Below are 24,156 nucleotides of genomic sequence, written 5' to 3' on the forward strand. Positions count from 1 at the left end.
TATTGCCGATGATAATAAACGTTATGAAGTAAATTTTGGAACATATATAAATAAACTTGTAACTTTGCGGTCTCAAACATAAATACAAACATAAAAAACAATGGGTGGTTTTTTCGGAACTATTTCTAAAGGAGCCTGTATTACGGATTTATTCTATGGTACAGACTACAATTCTCATCTAGGAACCCGCAGAGGCGGTATGGCTACGTACGATAAGGAAGAAGGGTTTACGCGTTCGATCCACAATCTGGAGAATTCTTATTTCCGCACCAAGTTTGAACCGGGGCTTCCTAAATTCAAAGGAAAAGCCGGGATCGGTATTATCAGCGATACGGATGCGCAGCCTATCGTTATCAACTCTCACTTAGGTAAATTCGCGATCGTGACGGTGGCGAAGATTAATAATCTGGACGAGCTGGAAAAGGAGTTATTGGAAGCGAACATGCATTTCTCGGAATTGAGTTCCGGAAAAACGAATCAGACGGAGTTAGTCGCTTTGCTGATTACACAAGGCAAGGACTTCGTGGAGGGTATTGAGAATGTTTACAATAAGATAAAGGGCTCTTGCTCTATGTTGCTCCTGACGGAGGATGGTATTATCGCCGCCCGTGATAAGTGGGGGCGTACGCCGATCGTAATCGGGAAGAAAGACGGAGCTTATGCGGCGACCAGTGAGTCTAGCAGTCTTCCGAACTTGGATTATGAGATCGAGAAATTTATAGGCCCGGGCGAGATCGTCCGTTTGCGTGCCGATGGTATGGAGCAGATGCGTAAACCGAATGAAGGGATGCAGGTCTGCTCTTTCCTTTGGGTGTATTATGGATTTCCGGTTTCTTGCTATGAGGGTAAGAACGTGGAGGATGTCCGGTTTATGAGTGGATATAAGATGGGGCAGAAGGATGACTCGGAGGTGGATTGCGCCTGTGGTATACCGGACTCCGGCGTGGGTATGGCCTTGGGATATGCGGAAGGTAAGGGGGTGCCTTATCATCGGGCTATCGCTAAGTATACACCGACGTGGCCTCGTAGTTTTACCCCGGCTAACCAAGAGATGCGTGCTTTGGTGGCTAAGATGAAATTGATACCGAACCGTGCGATGCTGGAAGGCAGACGCATCCTTTTCTGCGACGACTCGATCGTGCGTGGTACACAGCTTCGTGATAACGTGAAGATCTTATATGATTATGGGGCGAAAGAGGTACATATGCGTATCGCTTGCCCTCCATTGATTTATAGTTGCCCGTTTATCGGTTTTACTTCTTCCAAGAGTCCTTTGGAGTTGATAACTCGTCAGATTATCAAGGAACTGGAAGGGGATGAGAATAAGAATCTGGATAAATATGCTACGACAGACTCTCCGGAATATAAGAAGATGGTCGGAATTATCGCCGAGCGTTTCGGGTTGAGTTCCTTGAAGTTTAATACGCTGGAAACCTTGGTGGAGGCGATCGGCTTGCCTAAGTGTAAGGTTTGTACGCACTGCTTCGACGGTTCAAGCTGCTTTTGATGACATTTTTTGAGAGAAACAGGAATAGCGGGACAATTTGTCTCGCTATTTTTTTGTCATGTAACTTGCTTTGTCTACTTTTATGGCTGTTTTAAAAGAGTGAGTTATGACAGTTTTAGATAGATTTTTAAAGTACGTTACGTTCGATACCCAGTCGAACGAGGAGACGGGTACGACTCCTAGTACGCCGGGACAACGTGTCTTTGCCGAGGCTTTGGTGAAGGAATTGGAAGCGATTGGTATGGAGGAGATCTCCTTGGATGAGAATAGTTATGTAATGGCTACTCTGCCGGCTAATACGGACGAGAAAATCCCGACTATCGGTTTTATCGCTCATTTGGATACGAGTCCGGATATGTCGGGTAAGAATGTCCAGCCTCGTATCGTGACTTATCTGGGTGGTGATATTGTCTTGGATGCGGAAGAAAATGTTGTACTATCTCAATCGATGTTCCCAGAGCTTTCAGATTATAAGGGACAGGATATTATCGTAACGAATGGTAAGACTTTATTAGGTGCCGATGATAAGGGAGGTGTAGCCGCTATCGTCGCCTCTATGCAATATTTGAAGGATCATCCGGAGATCAAGCACGGTAAGATCCGTATCGCTTTTACCCCGGATGAGGAAATCGGACAAGGTGCCGATCATTTCGACGTGGAGAAGTTCGGTTGTGATTGGGGATATACGATTGATGGTGGACAAATCGGTGAGTTGGAATATGAGAATTTCAATGCCGCCGGCGCTAAGATTATCTTCAAGGGCTTGAACGTACATCCGGGATACGCCAAGGATAAGATGCAAAACGCTTCCTTGCGTGCGATCGAGTTTGCTTCTTGGTTGCCGGCCGAGCAACGTCCGGAGCATACGACTGGTTATGAGGGATTCTTCCATTTGACCGGTATGACCGGTTCGGTCGAGGAAGCTACTCTATCTTACATCATCCGTGACCATGACCGGAAGTTGTTCGAGGAGAAGAAAGAATTGCTTCGTACGTTGGTTGATAAGATGAATGAAGCGCATCCGGGATGTGCGCATTTAGAGCTTCGGGATCAATATTACAATATGCGCGAGGTCGTGGAGCCCCAGAAGCATATCGTTGATTTGGCGTTTGAGGCGATGACCTCCGTTGGGGTAGAACCGATCGTGAAACCGATCCGGGGAGGTACGGATGGTGCCCGCCTGTCGTTTATGGGATTGCCTTGCCCGAATATTTTCGCGGGAGGCCTGAATTTTCACGGACGTTATGAGTTCTTGCCCGTTCGTTCGTTGGAAAAGAGTATGGAAACAGTTATAAAAATCATAGAGCTATCGGCTCGTAAATCTTAAATGCAATAATTACATGAAAACAACTCCGTTTACCGACGTGCATATCGCCTTGGGCGCGAAGATGCACGAATTCGCAGGTTTCAATATGCCTATCGAATATTCCGGAATTATCGACGAACACATGACTGTAGTGAATGGTGTAGGTGTGTTTGATGTTTCCCACATGGGCGAGTTTTGGGTAAAAGGCCCGAACGCCTTGGCTTTCATTCAAAGCGTAACTTCTAACGACGCTTCTGTCTTGCCGCTTGGTAAGGCTCAATATACTTGCTTCCCGAACGACAAGGGAGGTATCGTGGATGACCTTTTGGTATATCATTACGAGCCGGAGAAATATTTGCTGGTCGTAAACGCCGGTAATATCGACAAGGATTGGGAATGGTGCGTAAGCCATAATACGGTAGGTGCCGAATTGGAGAATTCTTCCGACCGTACGGCTCAATTGGCTATCCAAGGACCGAAAGCACAGGAGGTTCTTCAACGTCTTACTCCGGTTGATTTATCTTCTATTCCTTACTATTCATTTGTGACGGGTGAGTTCGCCGGTTGCAAGAACGTGATTATCTCCAACACGGGGTATACCGGTGCGGGTGGCTTCGAGTTGTATTTCTATCCGAGTGATGGGATGACGATTTGGAACGCTATCTTCGAGGCTGGAAAGCCGGAAGGGATCAAGCCGATCGGTTTGGGAGCACGTGATACACTTCGTCTTGAGATGGGCTTCTGTCTGTATGGAAATGATTTGGATGATACGACTTCTCCGATCGAGGCTGGTTTAGGCTGGATCACGAAGTTCGCCGAGGGTAAGAACTTTACGAATCGTGCGGAATTGGAGCGTCAGAAGAAAGAGGGCGTAACCCGTAAGTTGTGTGCTTTCGAGTTGCAGGAAAAGGGAATTCCCCGTCATGGCTATGAGATCGCCGATGCGGAAGGGAATGTAATTGGCGTGGTTACTTCCGGTACGATGTCTCCGGTATTGAAGAAGGGGATCGGTATGGGATACGTGAAACCTGAGTTTGCGAAAGCTGGTACGGATATCTTTATCAAGGTGCGTAATAAGAACTTGAAGGCTCAAGTGGTAAAGGCTCCTTTCCGTAAATAAGAGATAAGGCTATCTATAAATAGTTCGAAGGCGATGTTCCTCACGGAGCACCGCCTTCCTTATTATAGAAAAGTTGGACATGATTAATATGTTGTTCCCTGGAAAATGTTCGATTGTGAGTACGGAAGTAGGGTACCGGTCATTCTCAAGTTTCTACCGGAGAAGTTCGGGTCTACGGTAACGGTTGCGTTGTTTGTTCCGTTGGTAAGCATCAAGCTAACGGTAGCGGAGATAAACACACCCTGTACGTTCATGTTCAGATAAACATTGCCCTTGTCATCCTGCTTGGTCTGGATATTGGAGGCGCTACCTTGTACGGTGATACCACCTAATCCGTTAGGACCGGGATACGGAGAGTTGGACGCGATCTGGACCATAGCCTGTCCGTCATTCAAAGATACGAAGTTCGTATTTGAATTTACGTAGAATACCTGTCCGTTCATCGGTTGTATGTTGTTAGCCTCCAATACGAATGATTGGTTGTTGATAGCTTGTACAGCGGCGTTAAACTCTTCTTGGCCTTCTACGGCATCTTGTGCCAGACGCTCTTGTTTCTTGATTTCTCTCTCTACTTTTTTGGCTTCCTTTGTTATCGATTTTTGAGCCATTACTTGTGTCATTCCGCACATAGCGACAGCGAGAACGACGATAAAAGATACAATTCTTTTCATACTTGATTTAGTTTTAAAACGGTTTTAAATTGTATAGATTAAACAGCGTCGTTGCGAAAAAGTTCCTGTGACTTATCCTTTTTATAGATACAATAACATTTCCACGGAGTATTTATGTTAAACAGAAATCGTACATTTGTAAGCGAAGAACATAATACGATAGAATATGGATAAAGTACGTTTTGGTGTAGTCGGAACCAATTTCATAAGTGATTGGGTAATTGCCGGAGCCCGGCAGGATGAGCGTTTTGAACTGGTAGCTGTATATTCGAGAACTCAGGAGACGGCGGATGCTTTCGCCTCGAAACATAATATACCGTATACGTTTACCTCCTTGGAGGAGATGGCGAAAAGCCCGTTGATCGACGCCGTGTATATTGCCTCCCCGAACTTCCTTCATGCCTCCCAGAGTATTCTTTGCATGAGCTATGGTAAGCATGTTCTTTGCGAGAAACCCTTCGCTTCCAACGCGAAAGAAGTACGTGCGATGATCGAGGCTTCCCGTACCTATAATGTCACGTTGATGGAGGCGATGAAGCCTACGCTTACGCCGAACTTTCTTGCCGTGCGAGAGAATCTTGGGCGTGTAGGTACGGTTCGTCGTTATTTCGCCTGCTATTGCCAGTATTCCTCCCGTTATGATAAGTTCAAGGAAGGAATCGTGTTGAACGCTTTCAAGCCGGAGTTGTCTAATGGGGCCATGATGGATATCGGTATTTATACGGTCTATCCGATGGTTGTCTTGTTTGGTCGCCCTAAGAAGATAGATGCCTCGGGCATAGTCCTGTCCTCAGGAGCGGACGGGCAAGGGGCTGTGAATTTCTTGTATGAGGGGATGAACGCCACGGTGCTTTATTCTAAGATCGCCAACTCCGCCTTGCCTACCGAGATACAAGGGGAGGAGGGGAACTTGACCTTGGACCGGATCAATATCATCCGTAAAGTGACGTATTCTCCTCGTTTAGCTCCGGCGATGGGAAAAGGCCCGGAACCGGTTCCGGAAGACCTAAGCGTGGTCGCCGATAAGGATGAGTACTATTATGAGGTAGCGGAATTTATCAACCTCGTCTTGTCTGGCAAGCGGGAGTCAGAAATCAATAGCCTTGATAATTCTTTGATTACATTGGAGATTATCGATGAAGTACGCCGGCAGTTGGGAATTGTCTATCCGGCGGATTGATAACTCTTCGTGATTTTCCTCTTTTTCCATCGGGGTGAAAAACTTTTTCCACCGTGATGAAAAAGCTTTTTCACTACGATGGAAATCCTTTTTCATCACGGAGAAAAAAGGGTTACTTGTATTTTTATTACCTTTGTGTCCTTAATTGTTTAGGATGTACATATATAATTCAATACCCCATATAACGAATACGCTAAATCTGGGAAAGGACCTATTGGAGGTCTTATTTGAGAAAAGAAAATCATTACCGTTTCGCTATGATTATGCGTTGGATATTATCGATGAGAATAAATTGAATATCTTGATCGAGCGTGAGGTGATCCGCAGGAACGGCCCTTATATCGAGATGGATGAGCATTATCTCTCTTTCTATGAGCTGCTTCTGGAGGCGAATGAGGAGATTTCTACCTCGGTGATCGATGAGAATATCCAGTTGGTGTATCAATTGATCGATTATTATAGCAAGGAGGATAACGATTTGCGTAAGTTGGGCTATCTGCGATCGGTCAAGGCGCATTTGCGGAAGATCGGGAAGATCTTGGTACGTAACGTGGTGTCCTTGCAACGGGTGATCGATAATACGTTCAAGAACGAGCCGAGCTATAAGGTGAAGATCGCCAAACTGGAGAATCTGGACGCTAAACGAATCGAGATCAACCGCCTGATCGTGGAAGTGGAGAAGCTGCTGGATCGGGAACGGACTCCCTTTTTCGCCCAAGCCCCGGACGAGGAGCTGTTGACGATCGCCCGTGAGTTGAAGACGGAGTTATTGAGCGCCGGCCATAGCTTGATTCATTCTCAACAGGATATCATTGATTACTTGAACCAGATCCGTACGCAGGTGGGTTTTACCCGTAAGCTGCGTCGTATCAAATATCTGCGGGAGCAGTTTGAGTTACAGGAGAACACGAACGTGCGGGAGGTGGTAGACGCGGAGCGTTCCGTGGTATTGGAGGGCGTGCAGCCTACCTTATTCAAGGTTTCCATTCCTTATTTGCAAACGGACGAGGCACTGGATGTCATCTTGAAGGTGGCCGACGGCATACGGCCGGACAAGGTGATCCACCGGCAGGAGCTGGGGGTGATCTCCGCCGAGCAGATGGAGAATCAAGAGGTGGGGGAGGCTGCTATCAATACCCGGAAGATGATGGATGTTTTTAGCCGGACCGGAGGGGATTTGTTCTCTTTCGTGATGGCGTATGATTATAACCGGAAGATGGATTTCGAGGCGAAGGTTACGTTATTTTGCCGTTTACTCTCCCTCTATGAGAATGAGTTGGAGATAACAGACCGTTTTGGGCATATGGAGCATATAGAATATGCCATTATTCAAAGAACCTAGTTGTAGAGACGGGGCGTGCCCCCTGTGATGAGACGGGGCACGCCCCGTCTCTACAACTGGATAAAATAGAACAACAATAATAATAAGGATGATAGATAATTTACCGGTACAGACCGCACAGATCTATGATTACCTGTCGAAAGGTAATTTTCTGTGCTCGAATACAAGTGTAAAGGAGTTGAGGACACTCTTCTCGGTCGTAGAAGATAATTTTGAGCGTTTACGTGATTATTTCTCGCATATCAATTTCGTGTTGGAGCAGGGGAATAATTACTTCTACTTCTCCCGCAAGGAGCCCCGGGCTACCTTGGAACAAAAGCTTCAGCGTTTCTTCGCTTGGATCGATATCATGGACTTCTTCTGTACGTATGATACGGCCTTCGGGCCCGGTTTCACCTTCTCGCCGGCGGAGATATTGGTACGTTCCCGTATCGACATGGATCTAGAGATGAAGCTGGACGGGTTGAAAAAACATACCGGAGGCAAGGAGAAACGCAAGGATATCCTCGATACCATCTTGGATAGGATGACGAAAGAGGGCTTTATCGAGTGCGTAAGCGATATGAACGGGACGTGGAAAGTGCTCTCCTCGTGGGATTACCTCACAAAGATGATCCATAGTATTAACATAAAGAACGAAGATGAGATATCTCAATAAAATAGTATTTATAAACAGCGCCGCTATCCGTTACTCGGAAGTACAGCTGGATGGAAATATACATTTAATCGGAACGCAGGGAGTGGGGAAGAGTACGATCCTCCGTGCGATCCTTTTCTTTTACAACGCCGATACGCAACGGCTTGGAATCCCGGTCGAGAAGAAATCGTATCAGGATTATTATTTCCCTTATGCCGATTCCTCGATCATCTACGAGGTAGCGAGGGAGGATGGTTGGTTTACGGTACTTAGCTATAAGACGATGAACCGTATCTGCTACCGTTTTATCGCTTCTCCGTACCGGCCGGATCTTTTTATCGACGAGGAGGGAGCGCCTTATCCGTCGGATCGTATCCGCTCGGTGCTCGATAAGAACGGTATCAAGTATAGCGGGGCGATCTCCACGTATGAGGAATACCGGAATATCCTCTACGGAAACTCGGATAATAAACGGGATTACTCCTGTTATTCCTTGATGGAGAGCGGCTCGTATCAGAATATCATCCGTACGATCCAGAACGTCTTGCTGAATTCACGCTTGGAGGCGGATTATATCAAGCAGACGATCATCACCTCCTTGAACGAGGCGGATAGCGTGATCGACTTGAGCCGTTACCGGAGCCATCTATCCGGTTTTGAGGCGCAACTGAATGATATCGGTGTTTTCCGTGAGCCGGGCATGGCGCGGAAGGCCGCTGGGATCTCTACCTTGTCGGACGATATCCGTAAGCGGGATTTACGGATCAACGATCTGTGCCGCCAATTGCGCGGGGCTTATCTGGAAACGGAGCGTATCTTGCCGGAGTTGTCCCGGAAGATACACGAGCAGGAGGCGGTCAAATCGGATTTCTATAAGCAAAGGGATAAGCTGGACGCTGAATCGAAGAACCGGACAGCCACGATGGAAGGCGAGTTGGCCGTGCTGAAAAACGCCTTGTCGGAGGCGGAAGCGAAACGGGTTTTCTATGCCGGAAAAGATATCCAGACGGCGATGGATCGTTGTAACAAATTGGAGATCTTACAGCAGGAACAGGAATCCTTAGTCGTGGAGAAAGATTTGCTTTCTTCCAAGAATAAGGAAGCCTCGGTCTTGCACGCCAATTTGATCGCTAATCTGAAGAACGAGTTGGCCGGCTTCGAGAACGAGAAACAGAAACAATTACTGGCGGCAGAGACTGAGATCAATGCTCGTCGGGAGGCTCGCCGGGAGTATTATCGACGGCTACGGGAGGAATCGCGCCATTCCGCCTCGGAGGAGAAAGAGCGTTTGTTGGTGGATCGGGAGAAACGTACGACGGAGGTCGCCGCCTTGAAGATGCGTATCAAGACTGCCCGGGGGCAGTCGGGAACCTCAGAGGAATTGGAGGCGGTCAAGGGGCGTCTCGGTAATTACGACGCGAACCGGAAGGACTTGGAGCTGAAGATCCGTGAGCTGAAGTACGAGTTGAACTACCAGATGAAAGAGTTCGAGACCGCCGAGAAGCATTTGGATGAGGATTATCAAAAGCTAGCGGAATCCAACGAGGTGAAGATCGAGGCCCTGAGCGCTAAGCTAGCGGAACTGACGGAATTCTTGGATAACCAGAAAGATAGCTTCTTCAACTGGCTGTCCGAGCATAAACCCGGCTGGGAGCAGACGATCGGGCAAGTGTGTGACGAGCGCCTGCTTTACGGGAAAGAGTTTACGGCGGAGGTAGGCGAGGGAGATACCTTTTATGGAATCCGCTTCACCTCCGGGATTCACCGGAATGTCAAGACCAAGGAGGATTACTTGACGGAGAAGAAGGAGGCCGAGGAAAAACGTGCCGGAATCCAGCGCTTCATCGCTACGGCGCGGCAGGACTTGGAGGCGGCCAAGGAGAATCTCCGCAAGCAATATCAATCCTCCGTGAAGCCCATCAAGGAGGATATCTATCACGCGGAATATGAGTTGGAGCAACTGGCGGTCCGCAAGAAAGAGGACGAGTCTCGTCTGTCGGCCTTGCGGGATCAGGCGACCCGTCTGAGGCAGGAGGAGATCCGGCGTTTGGAGGAGGAGTTGAACGCTGCCGAGGCCGTCCTTTCCTCGATCCAGCAGGAGATCGCCACGCTTCAAGGCAAGATGGACCGGGAACTCGCTTCCTTGGATGAGCAAGAGAAAGACGAGCTGGCTGCTTTGGATAAGGAACTCTCCGTCGCAAGGGAAGCTATCTCGGAGGAGATCGCACGCAAGAAAGCGGAGCTGGAAGAGCGCAAATCCGGATATGACAGGGAGCAATTGGATAGCCTGACCGCTAGCGGTGGCGATCCGAAACGTTTGGAGGAGATCCATTCCCGCTTGGCGTATATCGGTGGGGAGATTAAATATATCAACGAGACCAAGGCATTGATTATCGAGTATCTGAAAGATAAACGAGAGATGCTGGATAAGGTACCCGACTGGACGGCGGAGAGCCTGCGCTTGCAGCAGATCATCCACGGGGAACGGGAGGAATTGAAAAAGCGTCTGGCGGACGTGAACCGGAGTATCTTCAAGGTAGATGCCGAGTTGAAGGAGCTGAAGGAGTCCAACCGGAAAGCGTTGGAGAACCGGGAGGAATATCACCGCTCTACCCTGTTGGACTGGTTTACCTCTAGGGAATCCATCTTCTCTTCCATGAACCGTACCGATACGGATGGCGATTGCCGTTCCTTGGTACGGGAGATCACGATCCGCGTCAGCGAGCAATCCCAGAAGCTTTCCGAGCTGCGCAAGGAGATAACCGCCTACACCGGCAATTTCTCCGAGGATAATGTGTTCGCCTTCAAGACGAGCTTCTCGGATGATAAAGAGTATATGGATTTCGCTTGCGACTTGAAGGAGTTTATCGACGAGGATAAGGTCTCGGAATACCAATCGCGTATCAATACCCGCAACTCCGATATCTTCCGGCAGATTACGGCGGATACGAAAAGCATGGTCTCTCAGGAAGGTAATATCCGTGGCGTGGTGGATCAGATCAACGCCGATTTCAAGGAGAAGAACTTCGTGGGGATTATCCAGTGTATCGAGATGCGTATCGATCCGAGCCAGAACAAGATCGTCAATCTGTTGAAGGAGATCAAGCGATTCAACGAGGAATATAGCTGGGATTTGGGGCAGAACCTGTTCGCTTCCTCGGCCGACGATACGGCTACCCGGGAGAAGGCGACGATGTTGCTACGTGAGTTGATCAAGTCGATGGACGCTTATTCCGGCAACTTGATCCGCTTGGCGGATTTCTTCGACCTTAAATTCCGGGTGATCGAGAACCGGAATGATACGGGCTTCGTAGAACGTCTTACGAACGTAGGCTCCGAGGGTACGGATATCTTGGTCAAATCCATGGTGAATATCATGTTGCTGAACGTGTTCAAGCGGAATGCCTCCACGGTATTCTCCGATTTCAGGCTCCATTGCATGATGGATGAGATCGGGAAGCTACACCCGAATAACGTGGCGGGGATCTTGAAATTCGCCAACGACCGGGATATTCTCTTGATCAATGGCTCACCGACCGAGCAGGATGCCCTGTCCTATAAGCACATCTATAAACTGGAGAAGGACGGCGATAGCTTCACCCGGATCCGGAGGGTGATCACGCAGTTCGATTAGGCAGGATCATAGCCGAGGCTTTCTCACCGATCATAACTGAGGCTCTCTCACGGGTCATAGCCGAGGCTTCGACACCCATGAGAGAGCCTCGTCTATGACCATACCCGTGAACGAATGTTAAAGCCCTGCGATCTCATCCAGCCAAAGCGTAGCCATCGCGTCGCTCGGCATTCGCCAGTCTCCACGCGGGGAGAGGCTGATGGAGCCTACTTTCGGGCCGTCGGGCAGGCAACTGCGCTTGAACTGTTGCTGGAAGAAGCGGCGGAAAAAGGTATGGAGCCATTTCTTGAGGGTGGCATCGTCGTAGGTTTCCCCGAATGCCCGCTTCGCCAAGAAGTAGATCTTCGCGGGGGAGGCACCGAAGCGCAGGAAGTGATAGAGGAAGAAATCGTGCAGCTCGTAGGGGCCTACCAAATCCTCCGTCTTCTGCTTGATATTTCCATGCTCGTCGGCGGGAATCAATTCCGGGCTGATCGGAGTGTCTACTATATCTAATAACGTGGTGCGGGAAGCCTCGTCTACCTTGTTGTTGGCAACCCATTCCACCAGATATTTGACCAATGTCTTGGGAATGCTACCGTTGACGCCGTACATAGACATATGGTCGCCATTGTAAGTAGCCCAGCCCAAGGCAAGCTCCGAGAGATCCCCCGTACCGATCACGAGGCCGTTCGCTTGGTTCGCCACGTCCATAAGAAGTTGGGTACGCTCGCGGGCTTGGCTGTTCTCGTAGGTCACGTCATGTACATGGATGTCGTGATCAATATCCTTGAAATGTTGGACGCAAGCCTCCTTGATGGAGATCTCCCGGAGGGTCACGCCCAGGGAGCGTATCAAGTCGCAGGCATTGGTATAGGTACGATCCGTCGTCCCGAAGCCGGGCATGGTGATGCCGATGATCTTATCCCGTGGGATCTTCAAGGCATCGAAGGTCATGACGGTGACCAGTAGGGCCAAGGTGGAATCCAGTCCCCCAGAGATGCCTACGACGGCGGTTTGGGCGTGGGCATGGAGGACACGCTTGGCGAGTCCCGCTACCTGTATATGGAATATTTCCTCGCAACGTTCTTTCAAGGCATCGCCGGAAGGGGTAAAGGGATGCGGGTCGATTACCCGGGTCAAGTCCAGCGCCCGGCTGGGAAGGCTGAATGAGACTACGGTGCCGTTATCCATGTTATGGTTGAGATAACCCTGCATGAAACTGGTGTTGATCCGTCGGTCGTTCTGTAAGTTCTGGATATCGATCTCGCTGATAACGAGTTGCTCCTCCATGGAGAAACGCTCGGATTCCCTTAACAACGTGCCGTTCTCCGCTATGATACCGTTTCCCGCGAATACGAGGTCGGTACTGGATTCCCCGAAACCGGCGGATGCGTAGACGTATCCGGCGATACAACGTGCGGATTGCTGGCAGATCAAGGATCGTAAGTAAGCATGCTTACCGATCAACTCGTTGCTGGCGGATAGATTGAATATCAAGTTCGCCCCCTGCATGGCTAGCTCGGAGCTGGGAGGGATGGGAACCCAAAGATCCTCGCAGATCTCGATACCCACGCGTACCTCATCATACTCGAAGATCAGGTAGCAATCCAACGGCACTTCCCGGTTACCGATCGTGATCATGGATTGCTGTAGGTGTGAAGAGGCCGTGAACCAACGCTCTTCTTGGAACTCCTTGTAGCTGGGCAGGTAGCTCTTGGGCACTACCCCTAGTATCTCGCCCCGTTGGAAAGCGACGGCGGCGTTTATCAGTTGGCTTCCGCTGACAAGCGGGCAACCTACGATCGTTAGTAAATCCAGATCGGCGGTGTTGTTCACTAAATCCAGCAAGGCTTTCTCGGCGTTTCTGAGTAAGGTCTCTTGCGAGAACAAGTCCATGCAAGTGTAAGACGTAACCGATAATTCGGGGAAAGCGATGATCTGGACCTCTTTTTGGGACGCTTGGCGCATCAATCCCTCGATCTGTTGAATATTATAAAAGCAGTCAGCCACTTTAACATGTGGTACGGCTGCCGCTACTTTGACGAATCCGTAATTCATATTTGTTATTGTTTATCTGATAGATGTTCTTAATTTATCGGGGTTTTGACGACAGTCGAATATTGCGGAGATATAGATGATATCATCTTCTATAAAATAGATGATTTTGTAATGCTCATGAACAAGAGACCGAAAGCCTTGCGGCTCCGAGGATAAGGCTTGCTCATAAAAACCGAGAAGAGGATTATCCGCTAACAAATCTGCGTAATGTTTCAGATCCTTGACTTTCTTGTGGGCCATGTTGATAGAAACCTCCTTCTTATAATACTTCGTAATTTCTTTCAAATCTTCTTTGGCCTTGGCTGTCCAATATGGATTTTTCTGTTTCAGAACCATGTCTCTATCTCTTTATCTAGATCCTCACTTGATGTGACTCTACCTTCTCGGGCGTCTTCTACCGATTTCCGTACCTCTGCTATCATCTCCTCTTGCGAGTGGATTACGCAAGGGCGGGGTGTCCTTCTCTTGGAAAAGATCTTTTTGGCAGCCCGTTCCAGTTCCTCCGATATCTCCATGTCATCGATCTTGTTAAGGTATCTCTCCACGAAGCTTTCTCTCCATTGCTGTAACTCTATTGTCGTCATATCAATTTCCCTCCTATATATTTATGCCCCAAAGGTATGTATTTTGTATGGGATAAAAAAGAAGGAGAGGTATACTTCGCAGCATCCTCTCCTTATTAACACAAAACAATCAACAAAAAACTACTGTCTGAATAAGACTATCTGATGAATAAAAGCTCACGGTATTTCGGCAAGGTCCATATCTGGTCGTCGACAACCAGTTCCAACTTGTCGATATGGTAACGGATGGCTTCCATCATCGGGACGATCCGGTCGTGGTAAGCGATCGCCTTCTCCCGCTCGCTCTCGATCTTGTTGGCTATCTTGCGGGCGTTGACCATCTCGTCCACTTTTTCCTTGATGAAGATCGTGCGGTTCGCTATATCCTCGATGATCTCCATGTTCTTGGAGGATAGATGGGCGGCTTTATCGGCGGGGAATAATTCACGCATCTTATATACGTTGTCGATCAAGGAAGACTGGTATTTGGTGGCCATCGGGATGATATGGTTCATTGTCAGGTCGCCTAATACACGGGCCTCGATCTGGATCTTCTTCGTGTACATCTCCCATTTGACCTCGTTGCGAGCCTCCAGCTCCTTGCGGGTCATGACTCCCGTGGACTCGAACATGCGGACGCTGCTATCTTTCAAATAAGCGTCGAAGATCAAAGGCACGCTGGTCTCGCAATCCAAGCCCCGGCGTGCGGCCTCGGCCTTCCATGCCTCGCTGTAGCCATTGCCGTCGAAATGGATCGCCTTGCATTCCTTGATATCCTTGCGGATTACCTCGATGATAGCGGCGAACTTATCCTTTCCGGTGGCTATCTTAGCGTCTACCTCGGCCTTGAACTGCCTCAACTGATCCGCTACAGCGGCGTTCAATACCAGCATGGCGGCGGCGCAGTTCGCAGAGGAACCTACGGCACGGAACTCGAAACGATTACCGGTGAAGGCGAAAGGGGAGGTACGGTTACGATCCGTGTTATCGATCAATAGCTCGGGGATACGGGCGATATCGAGTTTCATGCCTTGCTTTCCCGCTAGGTTGAAATCCTCCGTATCGCTGTTCTCCAGATGTTCCAATACCTTGGACAACTGTGTTCCTAAGAAGCTGGATATGATCGCTGGGGGAGCCTCGTTCGCTCCCAGACGATGGGCGTTGGTCGCACTGGAGATGCTGGCCTTCAGCAAGGCGTTGTGGGTGTACACGGCTTTCAGTACGTTGACCACAAAGGTGACGAAGCGCAGGTTGTCTTCCGGCGTCTTACCCGGTCCCATCAAAAGGATTCCGGTATCGGTTCCCAGCGACCAGTTATTGTGCTTGCCGGAACCGTTCACGCCTTTGAACGGTTTCTCGTGCAACAGGACACGGAACCCATGTTTGCGGGAGATCTTGCGCATTAGGGCCATGATCAGTAAGTTATGGTCATTGGCGAGGTTGCATTCCTCGAAGATGGGAGCCAGCTCGAATTGGTTCGGGGCGACCTCGTTATGACGGGTCTTTACGGGAATGCCAAGTTTCAATGCCTCAACCTCGAGGTCTTTCATGAATTCCATGACACGGGTGGGGATGGCTCCGAAGTAATGATCCTCCAACTGTTGGTTCTTCGAGCTCTCGTGCCCCATCAGAGTACGGCCGGTCATCAACAGATCGGGACGTGCGGCGTATAGGCCCTCGTCTACTAGGAAGTATTCCTGTTCCCAACCTAGGTAGGCGTATACTTTCTTCACGTCCGGGTTGAAGTAGTGGCAGACATCGACCGCCGCCTTGTTCACGGCTTCCAAGGCTTTCAGCAAGGGAGCTTTGTAGTCGAGGGACTCGCCTGTGTAAGCGATGAAGATCGTCGGGATGCACAGGGTGTCTCCTACGATAAAAGCAGGGGAGGAAGGATCCCAAGCCGAGTAGCCACGGGCCTCGAACGTATTGCGGATACCGCCGTTCGGGAAACTGGAGGCATCCGGCTCTTGCTGGATCAGTAGTTTGCCCTCGAATTCCTCAAGTACGCCGCCTTTGCCATCGTGCTCGATGAAAGCATCGTGCTTCTCGGCGGTACCTTCCGTCAAGGGATGGAACCAGTGGGTGTAGTGGGTAGCGCCTTTTTCCATCGCCCATTTCTTCATGCCGGAGGCCACGGCGTTCGCTGTCTCACGGTCTAACGGGGTACCGTTGTCGATGGAGTCCACCAGTCTCTCGTACGCTCTCTCTGGAAGATATTTGAACATCTTCTCACGGTTGAATACCAGCTCGCCGTAATACTTGGAAGGTCTCTCGGCGGGAGTGGTTAGCTCGGTCGCTTTTTTCTCGAACGCCGATTCTACGACTCTAAATCTTAACTTTGACATAATACCTGATGATTATTGTTGTTTATAGTAAATGACTTATCTTAGCCACTTCCTCAGCCTAGCCATGGCCTCTAGGGTGTCATCCCTATCGCCGAAAGCGGTGAGGCGTAGATAACCTTCCCCGCTCGGTCCGAATCCCACTCCGGGGGTTCCGACTATCTTGACTTCATAAAGCAGTTTGTCAAAGAATTTCCATGAGGAGAGGCCGTCCGGGGTCTTTAGCCAGAGGTATGGGGCGTTATCGCCTCCGTACACCGTGAGACCGCAGTTTTGCAGGCCCTCTTTCATGATCTTCGCGTTGGTCATATAATAATTGATAGTAGCTGTCACTTGCTGTTTCCCGGCGGTGGAATAAACCGCTTCCGCACCCCGTTGGGTTATGTAACTGGTTCCGTTGAATTTCGTGCATTGGCGACGGTTCCATAATTTGTTCAACTGTACCCGTTGCCCGTCCAGCGTGAAGGCGTTCAGCTCCTTCGGTACGACCGTGTATCCGCAACGTATCCCCGTGAACCCGGCGGTTTTAGAGAAGCTCCGGAATTCGATAGCTACCTTCTTCGCTCCTTTGATCTCGTAGATAGAGTGGGGGATATTCGGGTCCTGTATATAAGCTTCGTAAGCGGAGTCGTACATGATAAGCACGTCGTTGGCAAGGGCATAGTTTACCCATTTCTTCAATTCGTCCTTAGTCAAGGTCGTTCCGGTCGGGTTATTGGGATAGCAGAGGTAAAGGATGTCCACCCTGCGACTGGGCAGATCCGGTACGAAGTTGTTTTCCGCCGTGCAAGGGATGTATACGACATCGCTCCATTTCCCGTTTTCCAATACCCCGGTGCGTCCGCTCATTACGTTCGAGTCGATGTAGACCGGATATACGGGGTCTGTCACCCCGATACTATTGTCGTGGCGGAGCATGTCACCTATATTTCCACAATCGCTTTTCGCCCCGTCGCTGATGAATACCTCGCTCGGTTCGATAAAGACTCCCCGGCTGGCATAATCGTTCTTGATGATAGCGTCGATTAGGAAAGGATATCCCTGCTCGGGGCCATATCCGTGGAATGTATCCTTGCTCGCCATTTCTTCCACGGCTTTATGCATCGCCTCAATAACGGCGGGGGCAAGTGGTTGCGTAACATCACCAATACCCATTCGAATGATCTTATCCTTGGGATGGGTAACCTTGAAGCTGTTTACCTTTTTCGCGATGTCGGAGAAAAGGTAATTGTTCTGTAGTTTCAGGAAATGTTCATTAATTAGTGCCATACTCAGTTCTTTTGTTTTTATGTTGTTGTTTTTGTTGTTTTGTCTTGTTCCCCATGTCAGACTTTGATGAATCCCTCGAACACGTTGACCGCTCCGCCGGTCATAAAGACCTTACCGCTCCGCTCGTCCCACTCGATGGTTAAAGGGCCCCCATCCATGATGACCTTCGTCTTTCGCTTTGTCTTCCCACGTACGACCCCGGCCACGGCGGTGGCGCAAGCTCCGGTTCCGCAGGCTTGTGTGATGCCGGAACCTCGTTCCCACACCCTCATCCGTACCTCGTCCGGCTTTAGCACCTGCACGAACTCCACGTTTGTCCGGTCCGGAAAAAGCGGGAGGCATTCCAGTAACGGGCCTACGCTTGCCAGACCGACCTGGTCCATCTCGTCCACGAAGATAACCAAGTGAGGATTTCCCATAGAGATGACGGTGCCGGTGTAAATTTCTCCTCCAGCCTCAACCTCCAAGGCCATCTCGCCTACGGCAGGCATTCCCATATCTACCGTGACCTCGGTGACCTCTTCACGCTCTATTTTCAATTGTAGCTCTTTGATACCTGATAAGGTCTCTAAGGTAACCTTGTTCTTTTGCGTTAGGCCGGCCTCATAGACATATTTGCCAATGCATCTGGATGCGTTTCCGCACATCATCGCCTCGGAGCCGTCCGCATTATAGATATGCATACTGAAATCCGCGATGTCTGAAGAACCTATCAAGACCAAACCGTCAGATCCTATGCCTGTGTGCGGCTTGCTCCATGCGATAGATAATTCCTCGGGATTGTCTATCGGATAGGCCATCGTGTTTACATAGATGTAATCATTTCCGGCACCGTGCATCTTTGTGAATCTGATTGATTTTGTCATTTTGATGATATTATTCTTTATGTTATTTCTTTTTGTTTTATTGTGATGCAAATATATAACGTTTTGATAAGTATATAACAGGTGAGAGGCTCGAATGTTTTATAAATATGAGGTTTGTAATAGATTGAAGTTATAATATATGCTTTTAATTATAAATGATAATTAGAAGTGCGTGTTTTGGTTTTATATCGTAATATATGCTTTGTGAATATGGGTTGCTGTAACTGTAAGTAAAAAAACTATATATCTATCTATTTGCTTAAAATAAGTCTGTTTGTCTGACGAGCCTCTTTTTCAAGAAGCCTCAACTAGGGATAGATAATGGATGAAAATACGTATTTAACCACTGATTTCTACGTAAAAGGTCATGTTTTGTCACACGAAAGGTCGCGTAAGGCGATACATATAGTCGCGTCGGGCGATACAACCGTATGAAATGCCTCTTTTATCCGTATAAAAAATATGGTTTGACCCGTATAAATGTGAACTAGCATGAATTATTTTTCTAGAACAAAAGGTCGTATTTGGCTAATATATTACTAAACAATCATTTGCTAATATTTTTTCTCATATTTAGGGACGAGAAGTACATCAGGCCAGAAAAATCAACTCTCCGGGAGTTTGGTTTACAAATTGACAAAAAGAAAGGAGCTACTCGGTTTTGTTTCCGGATAGCTCCTTTTATCAGATTAACTAATTATCTAGATAATTTATTTTACGAACTTAACAGTTGTCTTATGAGCAGATCTCAAGAGCTTAGACTGATCGATTGAGATCATATAAATACCGTTCGGCATATTCGGAGTACTGATGTATTGCTCATCGCTAGTGATGATACCCGTAGAAACAACTCTACCTACCATATTAACGATTACATAATTACCCTTACCATTCTTTACATAAAGACCGCTAGCGGTTGTAGATACCGTAACTTCTTGAACCTCTTCACTGATAGTCTCGTTATCGGTGATGATGCCCATAGCGTCAGATGTAATATATAATGTCGCCATGTTGACATTTTCTTTAATGCCATCGCCTTTAGGATCAACAGCAGGACTAAAGTCTACCGTAATTTTAGTATCATTTGTAGGAGCCGTAGCCTTGATATTCATGACATTCTCTTTATTGCTTCCTTTCAAGAAGTTGATATCTACGATCATCTTTGTATCTTTTAAGCTCGTAGCTTCAACTTTTGTCGTTGCGTCGATTTCCATTACACGAATAACCTCATCTTTTTTAGCTTCGTAAATAGAATCAATTGTAATAGTGTAATTGGTTTCTGCGCTTGCTTTAAGATTACTAATGACACCATTAACAAGAGAGGACATAATAGAATTGATTGCTGTGCTCATTGTTGCTGGCATTGTAACGATCTGTTTAGACATTGGAGTCCAAGCTGTATTTACGTCAGCACGTACTGAATCTGTTGTCGTTAAAACTAGATTTGCTCCAGATACGCCAATTGTCGGAGTCAACTTCTTGTATCCTTTGATTTTGCTAGATGCGGCATCATATGAAGTCAAGACAATAGAATCTGCAGGCATGCCTGTTGTTGATTTCAAGTTTGCATATACGACGGCGTCACCCATTGGCAATTTTGCGTTAGGTGCTTGTAGAGGTTTACCGAATAAGCTAGCCTTGATAGTACTTTCTGTCATCAACTTTGTCATATCAAGAGATATTTGGAAGTTCGGGACTTGAGCTAACGTTGCTGCTAGACTACGTAAATTATCTTCTAAAGTAATCGTATAATCAATCGTACCAGAGCTATTTGCTGTTTCTGTTAGGCTTATCAATTTTCCATCTTTAAGCGGGAAATTAGGGATCATGCTACCCACGGTACCTAACCAACCTAATTTCAATTCTACGGATAAGCTGTTGAAAGGAAGAATGGTTCCTTTGTTCCCGGTCTTGATTAATACCGATAATAAATTTGTGGGTTTACCCGTTTCTGCGTCAACTAAAGCAGCAGCGGATACATCAATTTTCTCTGGTAAATCAATTTTTACGGATTGTCCGTTAAGTGAAACGTTATATTCTTTATAATCACTGAATGTCAGTTTTACGTCATTAACGATCCCTGCGATGAAATCACCCATTCCCGGTGCTATCGCAGAAAAATCCATAGAACTAAGATCCAATTTTAAACTATCAGGAGTAACCGAGATTGGATTTAATTGATCTGCACGTAGGCTTGATACTTGAGGCAAAAATAAAGGGGAATTAATTATGCTTTCGATATTAGGATTTGTGAGAGACATGAAATCAACTCCACTAATTTGCTTTACTTGATCAAAAACGGCAGGAACAATAACTTTAACAACAGCAGCCTTTTCTTTATCTGTTAATTGTTTTTGTTGTTGTGCCATCACTGGGGTGGTAGCCATGAATATAGCGGCTGCCAAACTAATGCATGTAAAGATTTTCTTCATATAAATTTGTTTTAAAGTGTTTTATGACTCTAGCTGGCAAAGTTATTATAAAAATTAAATGCACCAGCGTTTATTATTCATAAAAGTTGGTGCATTTTGCTACTAAAGAAAAGAAATATTCGTCAATAAGCGGATTCATGTACGCCTTTTATGGCCCTGCCGCTTGGCTCGTTCATGTTTTTGAAAGCCGAGTCCCAAGCTAAAGCCTCTGCGGTAGAACACGCTACGCTAGGAATGGAAGGTACGCTTCTCGCTGCGCTTTCGCTGGGGAAATGCTCTTCAAAGATGGAGCGGTAATAATACTCTTCCTTGTTTTGGGGCGGATTGATCGGGAATCGTTTGGCGGCATTCGCCATCTCTTCATCAGTGACCGACTCGGAGGTTATTTTCTTTAATGTATCGATCCAGCCATAGCCTACCCCATCCGAGAATTGCTCTTTTTGCCGCCAAGCGATCTCCTTGGGCAAGCTGTCGGAAAATGCTTCTCGAAGTATCTTCTTCTCGATGATCGTACCCGGGCACATCTTTGCCACCGGATTCAGACGCATGGCCACATCAAGAAACTCTTTATCCAAGAACGGCACTCGTCCTTCTACGCCCCATGCGCAAAGGCTTTTGTTCGCACGCAAGCAATCATATAAATACAATTTGCTTAATTTACGCAGGGTCTCTTCATGGAAAGCCTGTGCATTCGGGGCCTTATGGAAATATAAATATCCCCCGAATACCTCGTCCGCACCCTCGCCGCTTAGTACCATCTTGATACCCATGCTCCGGATCACACGGGCCAATAAATACATGGGGGTAGAGGCTCGGACGGTAGTGACATCATAGGTCTCGATATGATAAATGACATCTCGTAAAGCGTCCAATCCTTCTTGTATCGTATAATGGATCTCATGATGAACCGTACCGATCGCATCCGCTACTTTACGGGCGGCGATCAAGTCCGGGGCATCTTTCAATCCGATGGCGAACGAGTGGAGTTGAGGCCACCATGCGTCCGCTTTCCCATTGGTCTCGATGCGTTTCGCCGCGTATTTCTTGGCGATAGCAGAGGTGATGGAGGAATCCAAACCTCCGGATAGAAGGACGCCGTAAGGGACATCGCTCATCAGTTGGCGTTTGACGGCGGCTTCCAGCGCATCGTGAAGTTGTTGTACGTCGGTAGGATTATCTTTCACGTTGGCGTAATCCATCCAGTCACGGGTGTACCATCTCGTGAGTTTACGGTCTTCGCTATAGAAATAATGACCGGGGAGGAACGGCTCGTAATGAGTGGCGAAGCCTTCAAGTCCTTTTAACTCAGAAGATACCATCAAGTGTCCCTCGTCATCGTATCCGATGTAGAGCGGGATCACGCCGATCGGGTCACGGGCGATCAAGTAAACCCCTTTCTCCTCGTCATAGAGAGCGAAGGCGAAAATACCATTGAGATCCTCGATGAAATCAATCCCTTTCTTCTTGTATAAGGCGAGGATCACCTCGCAATCGGAGCCGGTTTGGAACTCGTAATCGCCTTTTAACCGTTCTCGTAATTCCTGATGGTTGTAGATCTCTCCGTTGACGCAGAGGATGAGTTTCCCGTCGGGGCTGACCAAAGGCTGCCCTCCGGAGGCTGGGTCTACGATGGAAAGGCGTTCATGGGCTAAGATAGCGGTTTTGCCTTGGTAGATACCACTCCAGTCCGGCCCCCGGTGACGGATTCGTTTACTCATTAATAACGCTTGTTTACGCAGGGCTTGCGCTCCGTCGTGTATATTGAATATCGCTGTTATACCACACATGATCATTAAAAATTGAAAGTTGAAAATTAGTTGGTTTGTAAGAAACGGTCGATGGATCGGGCGACATTACGGCCGGAGGCCATCGCTTTTACGACTAAGCTCGCTCCGCTGACAGCGTCTCCGCAGGCGAATAGGTTGCTGTTGGCGGTATATCCGGCGTTGTCTACGGCGATGTTATTGCGGTTGTCGGTAGCCAATCGCAGTTCTTTGATCAATCCTTCTTGTACCGGATGCAGGAAGCCCATGGCGAGGAAAACCAGATCGGCCTCGATGATCTCTTTCTTGCCGGTCTGTCTCATTTGCGGACGGCCTCCGTCTGGGGAGGGAACCCATTCGACTTCTTCTACCTCAACCCCTATCAGGTTGTTTTTCTCTCCGATAAAACGGTTAGAGGCTAGGTTCCACCGGCGGATACAACCTTCCTCATGGCTGCTGCTGGTTTTCAGTACTTGGGGATACATGGGCCAAGGTGTCGCCGGATTCTGTCCGACGGGTGGCTGGGGCATGATCTCGATCTGGGTGACACAGGCCGCCCCATGACGGTTCGCTGTCCCTACGCAATCGCTACCCGTATCGCCTCCGCCAATCACTAAGACTTTCTTGCCTTTGCAATTGATCTGGCTTTTGGGCGGGATGGGGATGCCTTCTAAGATCCGGTTCTGCTGGCTTAATAACTCCAAGGCGAAATGTACGCCTCTTAAATGACGTCCCTCGATAGATAGATCCCGGGGAACCTCGGCGCCGATCGCTACGCAAACAGCGTCGAAATCTTTCACTACATCTTTCGCTAATATCTCTTTGCCGACCATCGTGTTTACACGGAAAAGAATCCCTTCTTGCTCCATGATGCGGATACGGCGATCGATAATGTGCTTGCCTAGCTTGAAATTGGGGATGCCGAAACGTAGCAAGCCGCCCGGTAACTCATCTTTCTCGAATACGGTGACTTCATATCCTTTCCGGTTCAATTGGTTCGCCACGGTCAATCCGGCGGGACCGCTACCGATCACGGCTACTTTTTTCCCGTTGCGTACTGGTTGGATAGGCTGTACGTATCCTTCCCGGAAAGCGGCTTCCACGATAGCCGCCTCGTTCTCACGGATCGTGACAGGTTCGTCGCAGCTAAGTTTCAGTACGCAGCTTTTCTCGCAGAGGGCGGGGCAGACACGTCCCGTGAACTCCGGGAAGTCGTCGGTCTGCTCCAATACGTGATATGCCTCTTTGTAACGGCCTTTGTATAACAAATCTTGCCATTCGGGTTGCTTGTTACCCAGCGGGCAGGCCCAGTGGCAGAAGGGTACGCCACAATCCATGCAGCGGGAGGCCTGCGTACGGCGGTCGCCGCTGTTCAAGGTCTGTTCTACCTCGCTGAAATCATCTATACGTTCGTGGACGGGACGATAGCCCGCCTCTTGTCTATGTATCGTTAGAAATGCTCTTGGGTTTCCCATAGTTCTCTT

17 protein-coding genes are annotated in these 24,156 nt (G+C 48.3%); 7 read left to right on the forward strand and 10 right to left on the reverse strand.

The window, feature by feature from the left end:
* Positions 1-100 precede the first annotated feature (100 nt).
* The 3 genes from BDI_RS01555 (at position 101) to gcvT (ending at position 3,933) form a co-directional block, all read left to right on the forward strand.
* Entirely contained in the window at positions 101-1,507 is a 1,407-nt protein-coding gene (locus BDI_RS01555) for an amidophosphoribosyltransferase (protein WP_008780836.1), read from the forward strand.
* Positions 1,508-1,613: 106 nt separating this feature from the next.
* Entirely contained in the window at positions 1,614-2,834 is a 1,221-nt protein-coding gene (gene pepT, locus BDI_RS01560) for a peptidase T (RefSeq protein ID WP_005861913.1), read from the forward strand.
* Between the two features lie 13 nt (positions 2,835-2,847).
* Positions 2,848-3,933 carry a glycine cleavage system aminomethyltransferase GcvT gene (gcvT, locus tag BDI_RS01565; RefSeq protein WP_011965962.1) on the forward strand — a complete coding sequence of 362 codons (1,086 nt, stop codon included), beginning with the start codon at positions 2,848-2,850 and terminating at the stop codon, positions 3,931-3,933.
* Between the two features lie 83 nt (positions 3,934-4,016).
* Here gcvT and BDI_RS01570 read toward each other — a convergent pair whose 3' ends face one another.
* Positions 4,017-4,604, reverse strand: coding sequence for a DUF4251 domain-containing protein (locus tag BDI_RS01570; protein WP_005861917.1), 588 nt, complete (start codon positions 4,602-4,604; stop codon positions 4,017-4,019).
* A 166-nt stretch (positions 4,605-4,770) separates the two neighbouring features.
* Here BDI_RS01570 and BDI_RS01575 point away from each other — a divergent pair, with 166 nt between their 5' ends.
* The 4 genes from BDI_RS01575 to BDI_RS01590 all read left to right on the forward strand — a co-directional run bounded on the left by BDI_RS01575 (position 4,771) and on the right by BDI_RS01590 (position 11,397).
* The gene (locus BDI_RS01575) at positions 4,771-5,784 is read left to right on the forward strand and encodes a Gfo/Idh/MocA family protein (protein WP_005861919.1); all 1,014 of its coding nucleotides are present in this window, start codon (positions 4,771-4,773) and stop codon (positions 5,782-5,784) included.
* A 154-nt stretch (positions 5,785-5,938) separates the two neighbouring features.
* The gene (locus BDI_RS01580) at positions 5,939-7,126 is read left to right on the forward strand and encodes a hypothetical protein (RefSeq protein WP_011965963.1); all 1,188 of its coding nucleotides are present in this window, start codon (positions 5,939-5,941) and stop codon (positions 7,124-7,126) included.
* 88 nt (positions 7,127-7,214) lie between these two features.
* Positions 7,215-7,784: a condensin complex protein MksE gene (locus tag BDI_RS01585; RefSeq protein ID WP_005866029.1), complete on the forward strand. Its 570-nt coding sequence runs from the start codon at positions 7,215-7,217 to the stop codon at positions 7,782-7,784.
* On the forward strand, positions 7,768-11,397 hold the full coding sequence (locus tag BDI_RS01590; RefSeq protein WP_011965964.1) for an ATP-binding protein: 3,630 nt from the start codon (positions 7,768-7,770) through the stop codon (positions 11,395-11,397). The genes BDI_RS01585 and BDI_RS01590 overlap by 17 nt, the downstream gene beginning before the upstream one ends.
* 117 nt (positions 11,398-11,514) lie before the next feature.
* Here the strand turns inward: BDI_RS01590 and BDI_RS01595 are convergent, their stop codons facing one another.
* The 9 genes from BDI_RS01595 to BDI_RS01635 form a co-directional block, all read right to left on the reverse strand.
* Complete coding sequence (locus BDI_RS01595) at positions 11,515-13,437, reverse strand: NAD(+) synthase (RefSeq protein ID WP_011965965.1); 1,923 nt, start codon at positions 13,435-13,437, stop codon at positions 11,515-11,517.
* A gap of 12 nt (positions 13,438-13,449) precedes the next feature.
* Positions 13,450-13,773: a type II toxin-antitoxin system RelE/ParE family toxin gene (locus tag BDI_RS01600; protein ID WP_008780841.1), complete on the reverse strand. Its 324-nt coding sequence runs from the start codon at positions 13,771-13,773 to the stop codon at positions 13,450-13,452.
* A complete protein-coding gene (locus tag BDI_RS01605) occupies positions 13,764-14,021 on the reverse strand; it encodes a hypothetical protein (RefSeq protein WP_005861932.1) in 258 nt (85 codons plus the stop codon). Before BDI_RS01605 ends, BDI_RS01600 begins: the two co-directional genes overlap by 10 nt.
* A gap of 137 nt (positions 14,022-14,158) precedes the next feature.
* On the reverse strand, positions 14,159-16,345 hold the full coding sequence (locus BDI_RS01610; protein ID WP_011965966.1) for a glutamine synthetase III: 2,187 nt from the start codon (positions 16,343-16,345) through the stop codon (positions 14,159-14,161).
* 36 nt (positions 16,346-16,381) lie between these two features.
* A complete protein-coding gene (locus tag BDI_RS01615) occupies positions 16,382-17,611 on the reverse strand; it encodes an LL-diaminopimelate aminotransferase (protein WP_011965967.1) in 1,230 nt (409 codons plus the stop codon).
* 56 nt (positions 17,612-17,667) lie between these two features.
* Positions 17,668-18,477 (reverse strand): diaminopimelate epimerase, encoded by an 810-nt coding sequence (gene dapF, locus BDI_RS01620; RefSeq protein ID WP_011965968.1) that lies wholly within the window; start codon positions 18,475-18,477, stop codon positions 17,668-17,670.
* A gap of 710 nt (positions 18,478-19,187) precedes the next feature.
* Positions 19,188-20,909: a DUF6383 domain-containing protein gene (locus BDI_RS01625; RefSeq protein ID WP_011965969.1), complete on the reverse strand. Its 1,722-nt coding sequence runs from the start codon at positions 20,907-20,909 to the stop codon at positions 19,188-19,190.
* Positions 20,910-21,031: 122 nt separating this feature from the next.
* Positions 21,032-22,696 carry an asparagine synthase B gene (gene asnB, locus BDI_RS01630; protein ID WP_041525537.1) on the reverse strand — a complete coding sequence of 555 codons (1,665 nt, stop codon included), beginning with the start codon at positions 22,694-22,696 and terminating at the stop codon, positions 21,032-21,034.
* 26 nt (positions 22,697-22,722) lie between these two features.
* On the reverse strand, positions 22,723-24,147 hold the full coding sequence (locus tag BDI_RS01635) for a glutamate synthase subunit beta (protein WP_011965971.1): 1,425 nt from the start codon (positions 24,145-24,147) through the stop codon (positions 22,723-22,725).
* Positions 24,148-24,156 lie beyond the last annotated feature (9 nt).

The organism is Parabacteroides distasonis ATCC 8503 (assembly GCF_000012845.1).
Classification (GTDB): Bacteria; Bacteroidota; Bacteroidia; order Bacteroidales; family Tannerellaceae; genus Parabacteroides; species Parabacteroides distasonis.

Coding starts and splice junctions, on each gene's coding strand:
- BDI_RS01555 (WP_008780836.1), top strand. CDS start 101: ATGGGTGGTTTTTTCGGAACTATTTCTAAAGGAGCCTGTATTACGGAT.
- pepT (WP_005861913.1), top strand. CDS start 1,614: ATGACAGTTTTAGATAGATTTTTAAAGTACGTTACGTTCGATACCCAG.
- gcvT (WP_011965962.1), top strand. CDS start 2,848: ATGAAAACAACTCCGTTTACCGACGTGCATATCGCCTTGGGCGCGAAG.
- BDI_RS01570 (WP_005861917.1), bottom strand. CDS start 4,604: ATGAAAAGAATTGTATCTTTTATCGTCGTTCTCGCTGTCGCTATGTGC.
- BDI_RS01575 (WP_005861919.1), top strand. CDS start 4,771: ATGGATAAAGTACGTTTTGGTGTAGTCGGAACCAATTTCATAAGTGAT.
- BDI_RS01580 (WP_011965963.1), top strand. CDS start 5,939: ATGTACATATATAATTCAATACCCCATATAACGAATACGCTAAATCTG.
- BDI_RS01585 (WP_005866029.1), top strand. CDS start 7,215: ATGATAGATAATTTACCGGTACAGACCGCACAGATCTATGATTACCTG.
- BDI_RS01590 (WP_011965964.1), top strand. CDS start 7,768: ATGAGATATCTCAATAAAATAGTATTTATAAACAGCGCCGCTATCCGT.
- BDI_RS01595 (WP_011965965.1), bottom strand. CDS start 13,437: ATGAATTACGGATTCGTCAAAGTAGCGGCAGCCGTACCACATGTTAAA.
- BDI_RS01600 (WP_008780841.1), bottom strand. CDS start 13,773: ATGGTTCTGAAACAGAAAAATCCATATTGGACAGCCAAGGCCAAAGAA.
- BDI_RS01605 (WP_005861932.1), bottom strand. CDS start 14,021: ATGACGACAATAGAGTTACAGCAATGGAGAGAAAGCTTCGTGGAGAGA.
- BDI_RS01610 (WP_011965966.1), bottom strand. CDS start 16,345: ATGTCAAAGTTAAGATTTAGAGTCGTAGAATCGGCGTTCGAGAAAAAA.
- BDI_RS01615 (WP_011965967.1), bottom strand. CDS start 17,611: ATGGCACTAATTAATGAACATTTCCTGAAACTACAGAACAATTACCTT.
- dapF (WP_011965968.1), bottom strand. CDS start 18,477: ATGACAAAATCAATCAGATTCACAAAGATGCACGGTGCCGGAAATGAT.
- BDI_RS01625 (WP_011965969.1), bottom strand. CDS start 20,909: ATGAAGAAAATCTTTACATGCATTAGTTTGGCAGCCGCTATATTCATG.
- asnB (WP_041525537.1), bottom strand. CDS start 22,696: ATGTGTGGTATAACAGCGATATTCAATATACACGACGGAGCGCAAGCC.
- BDI_RS01635 (WP_011965971.1), bottom strand. CDS start 24,147: ATGGGAAACCCAAGAGCATTTCTAACGATACATAGACAAGAGGCGGGC.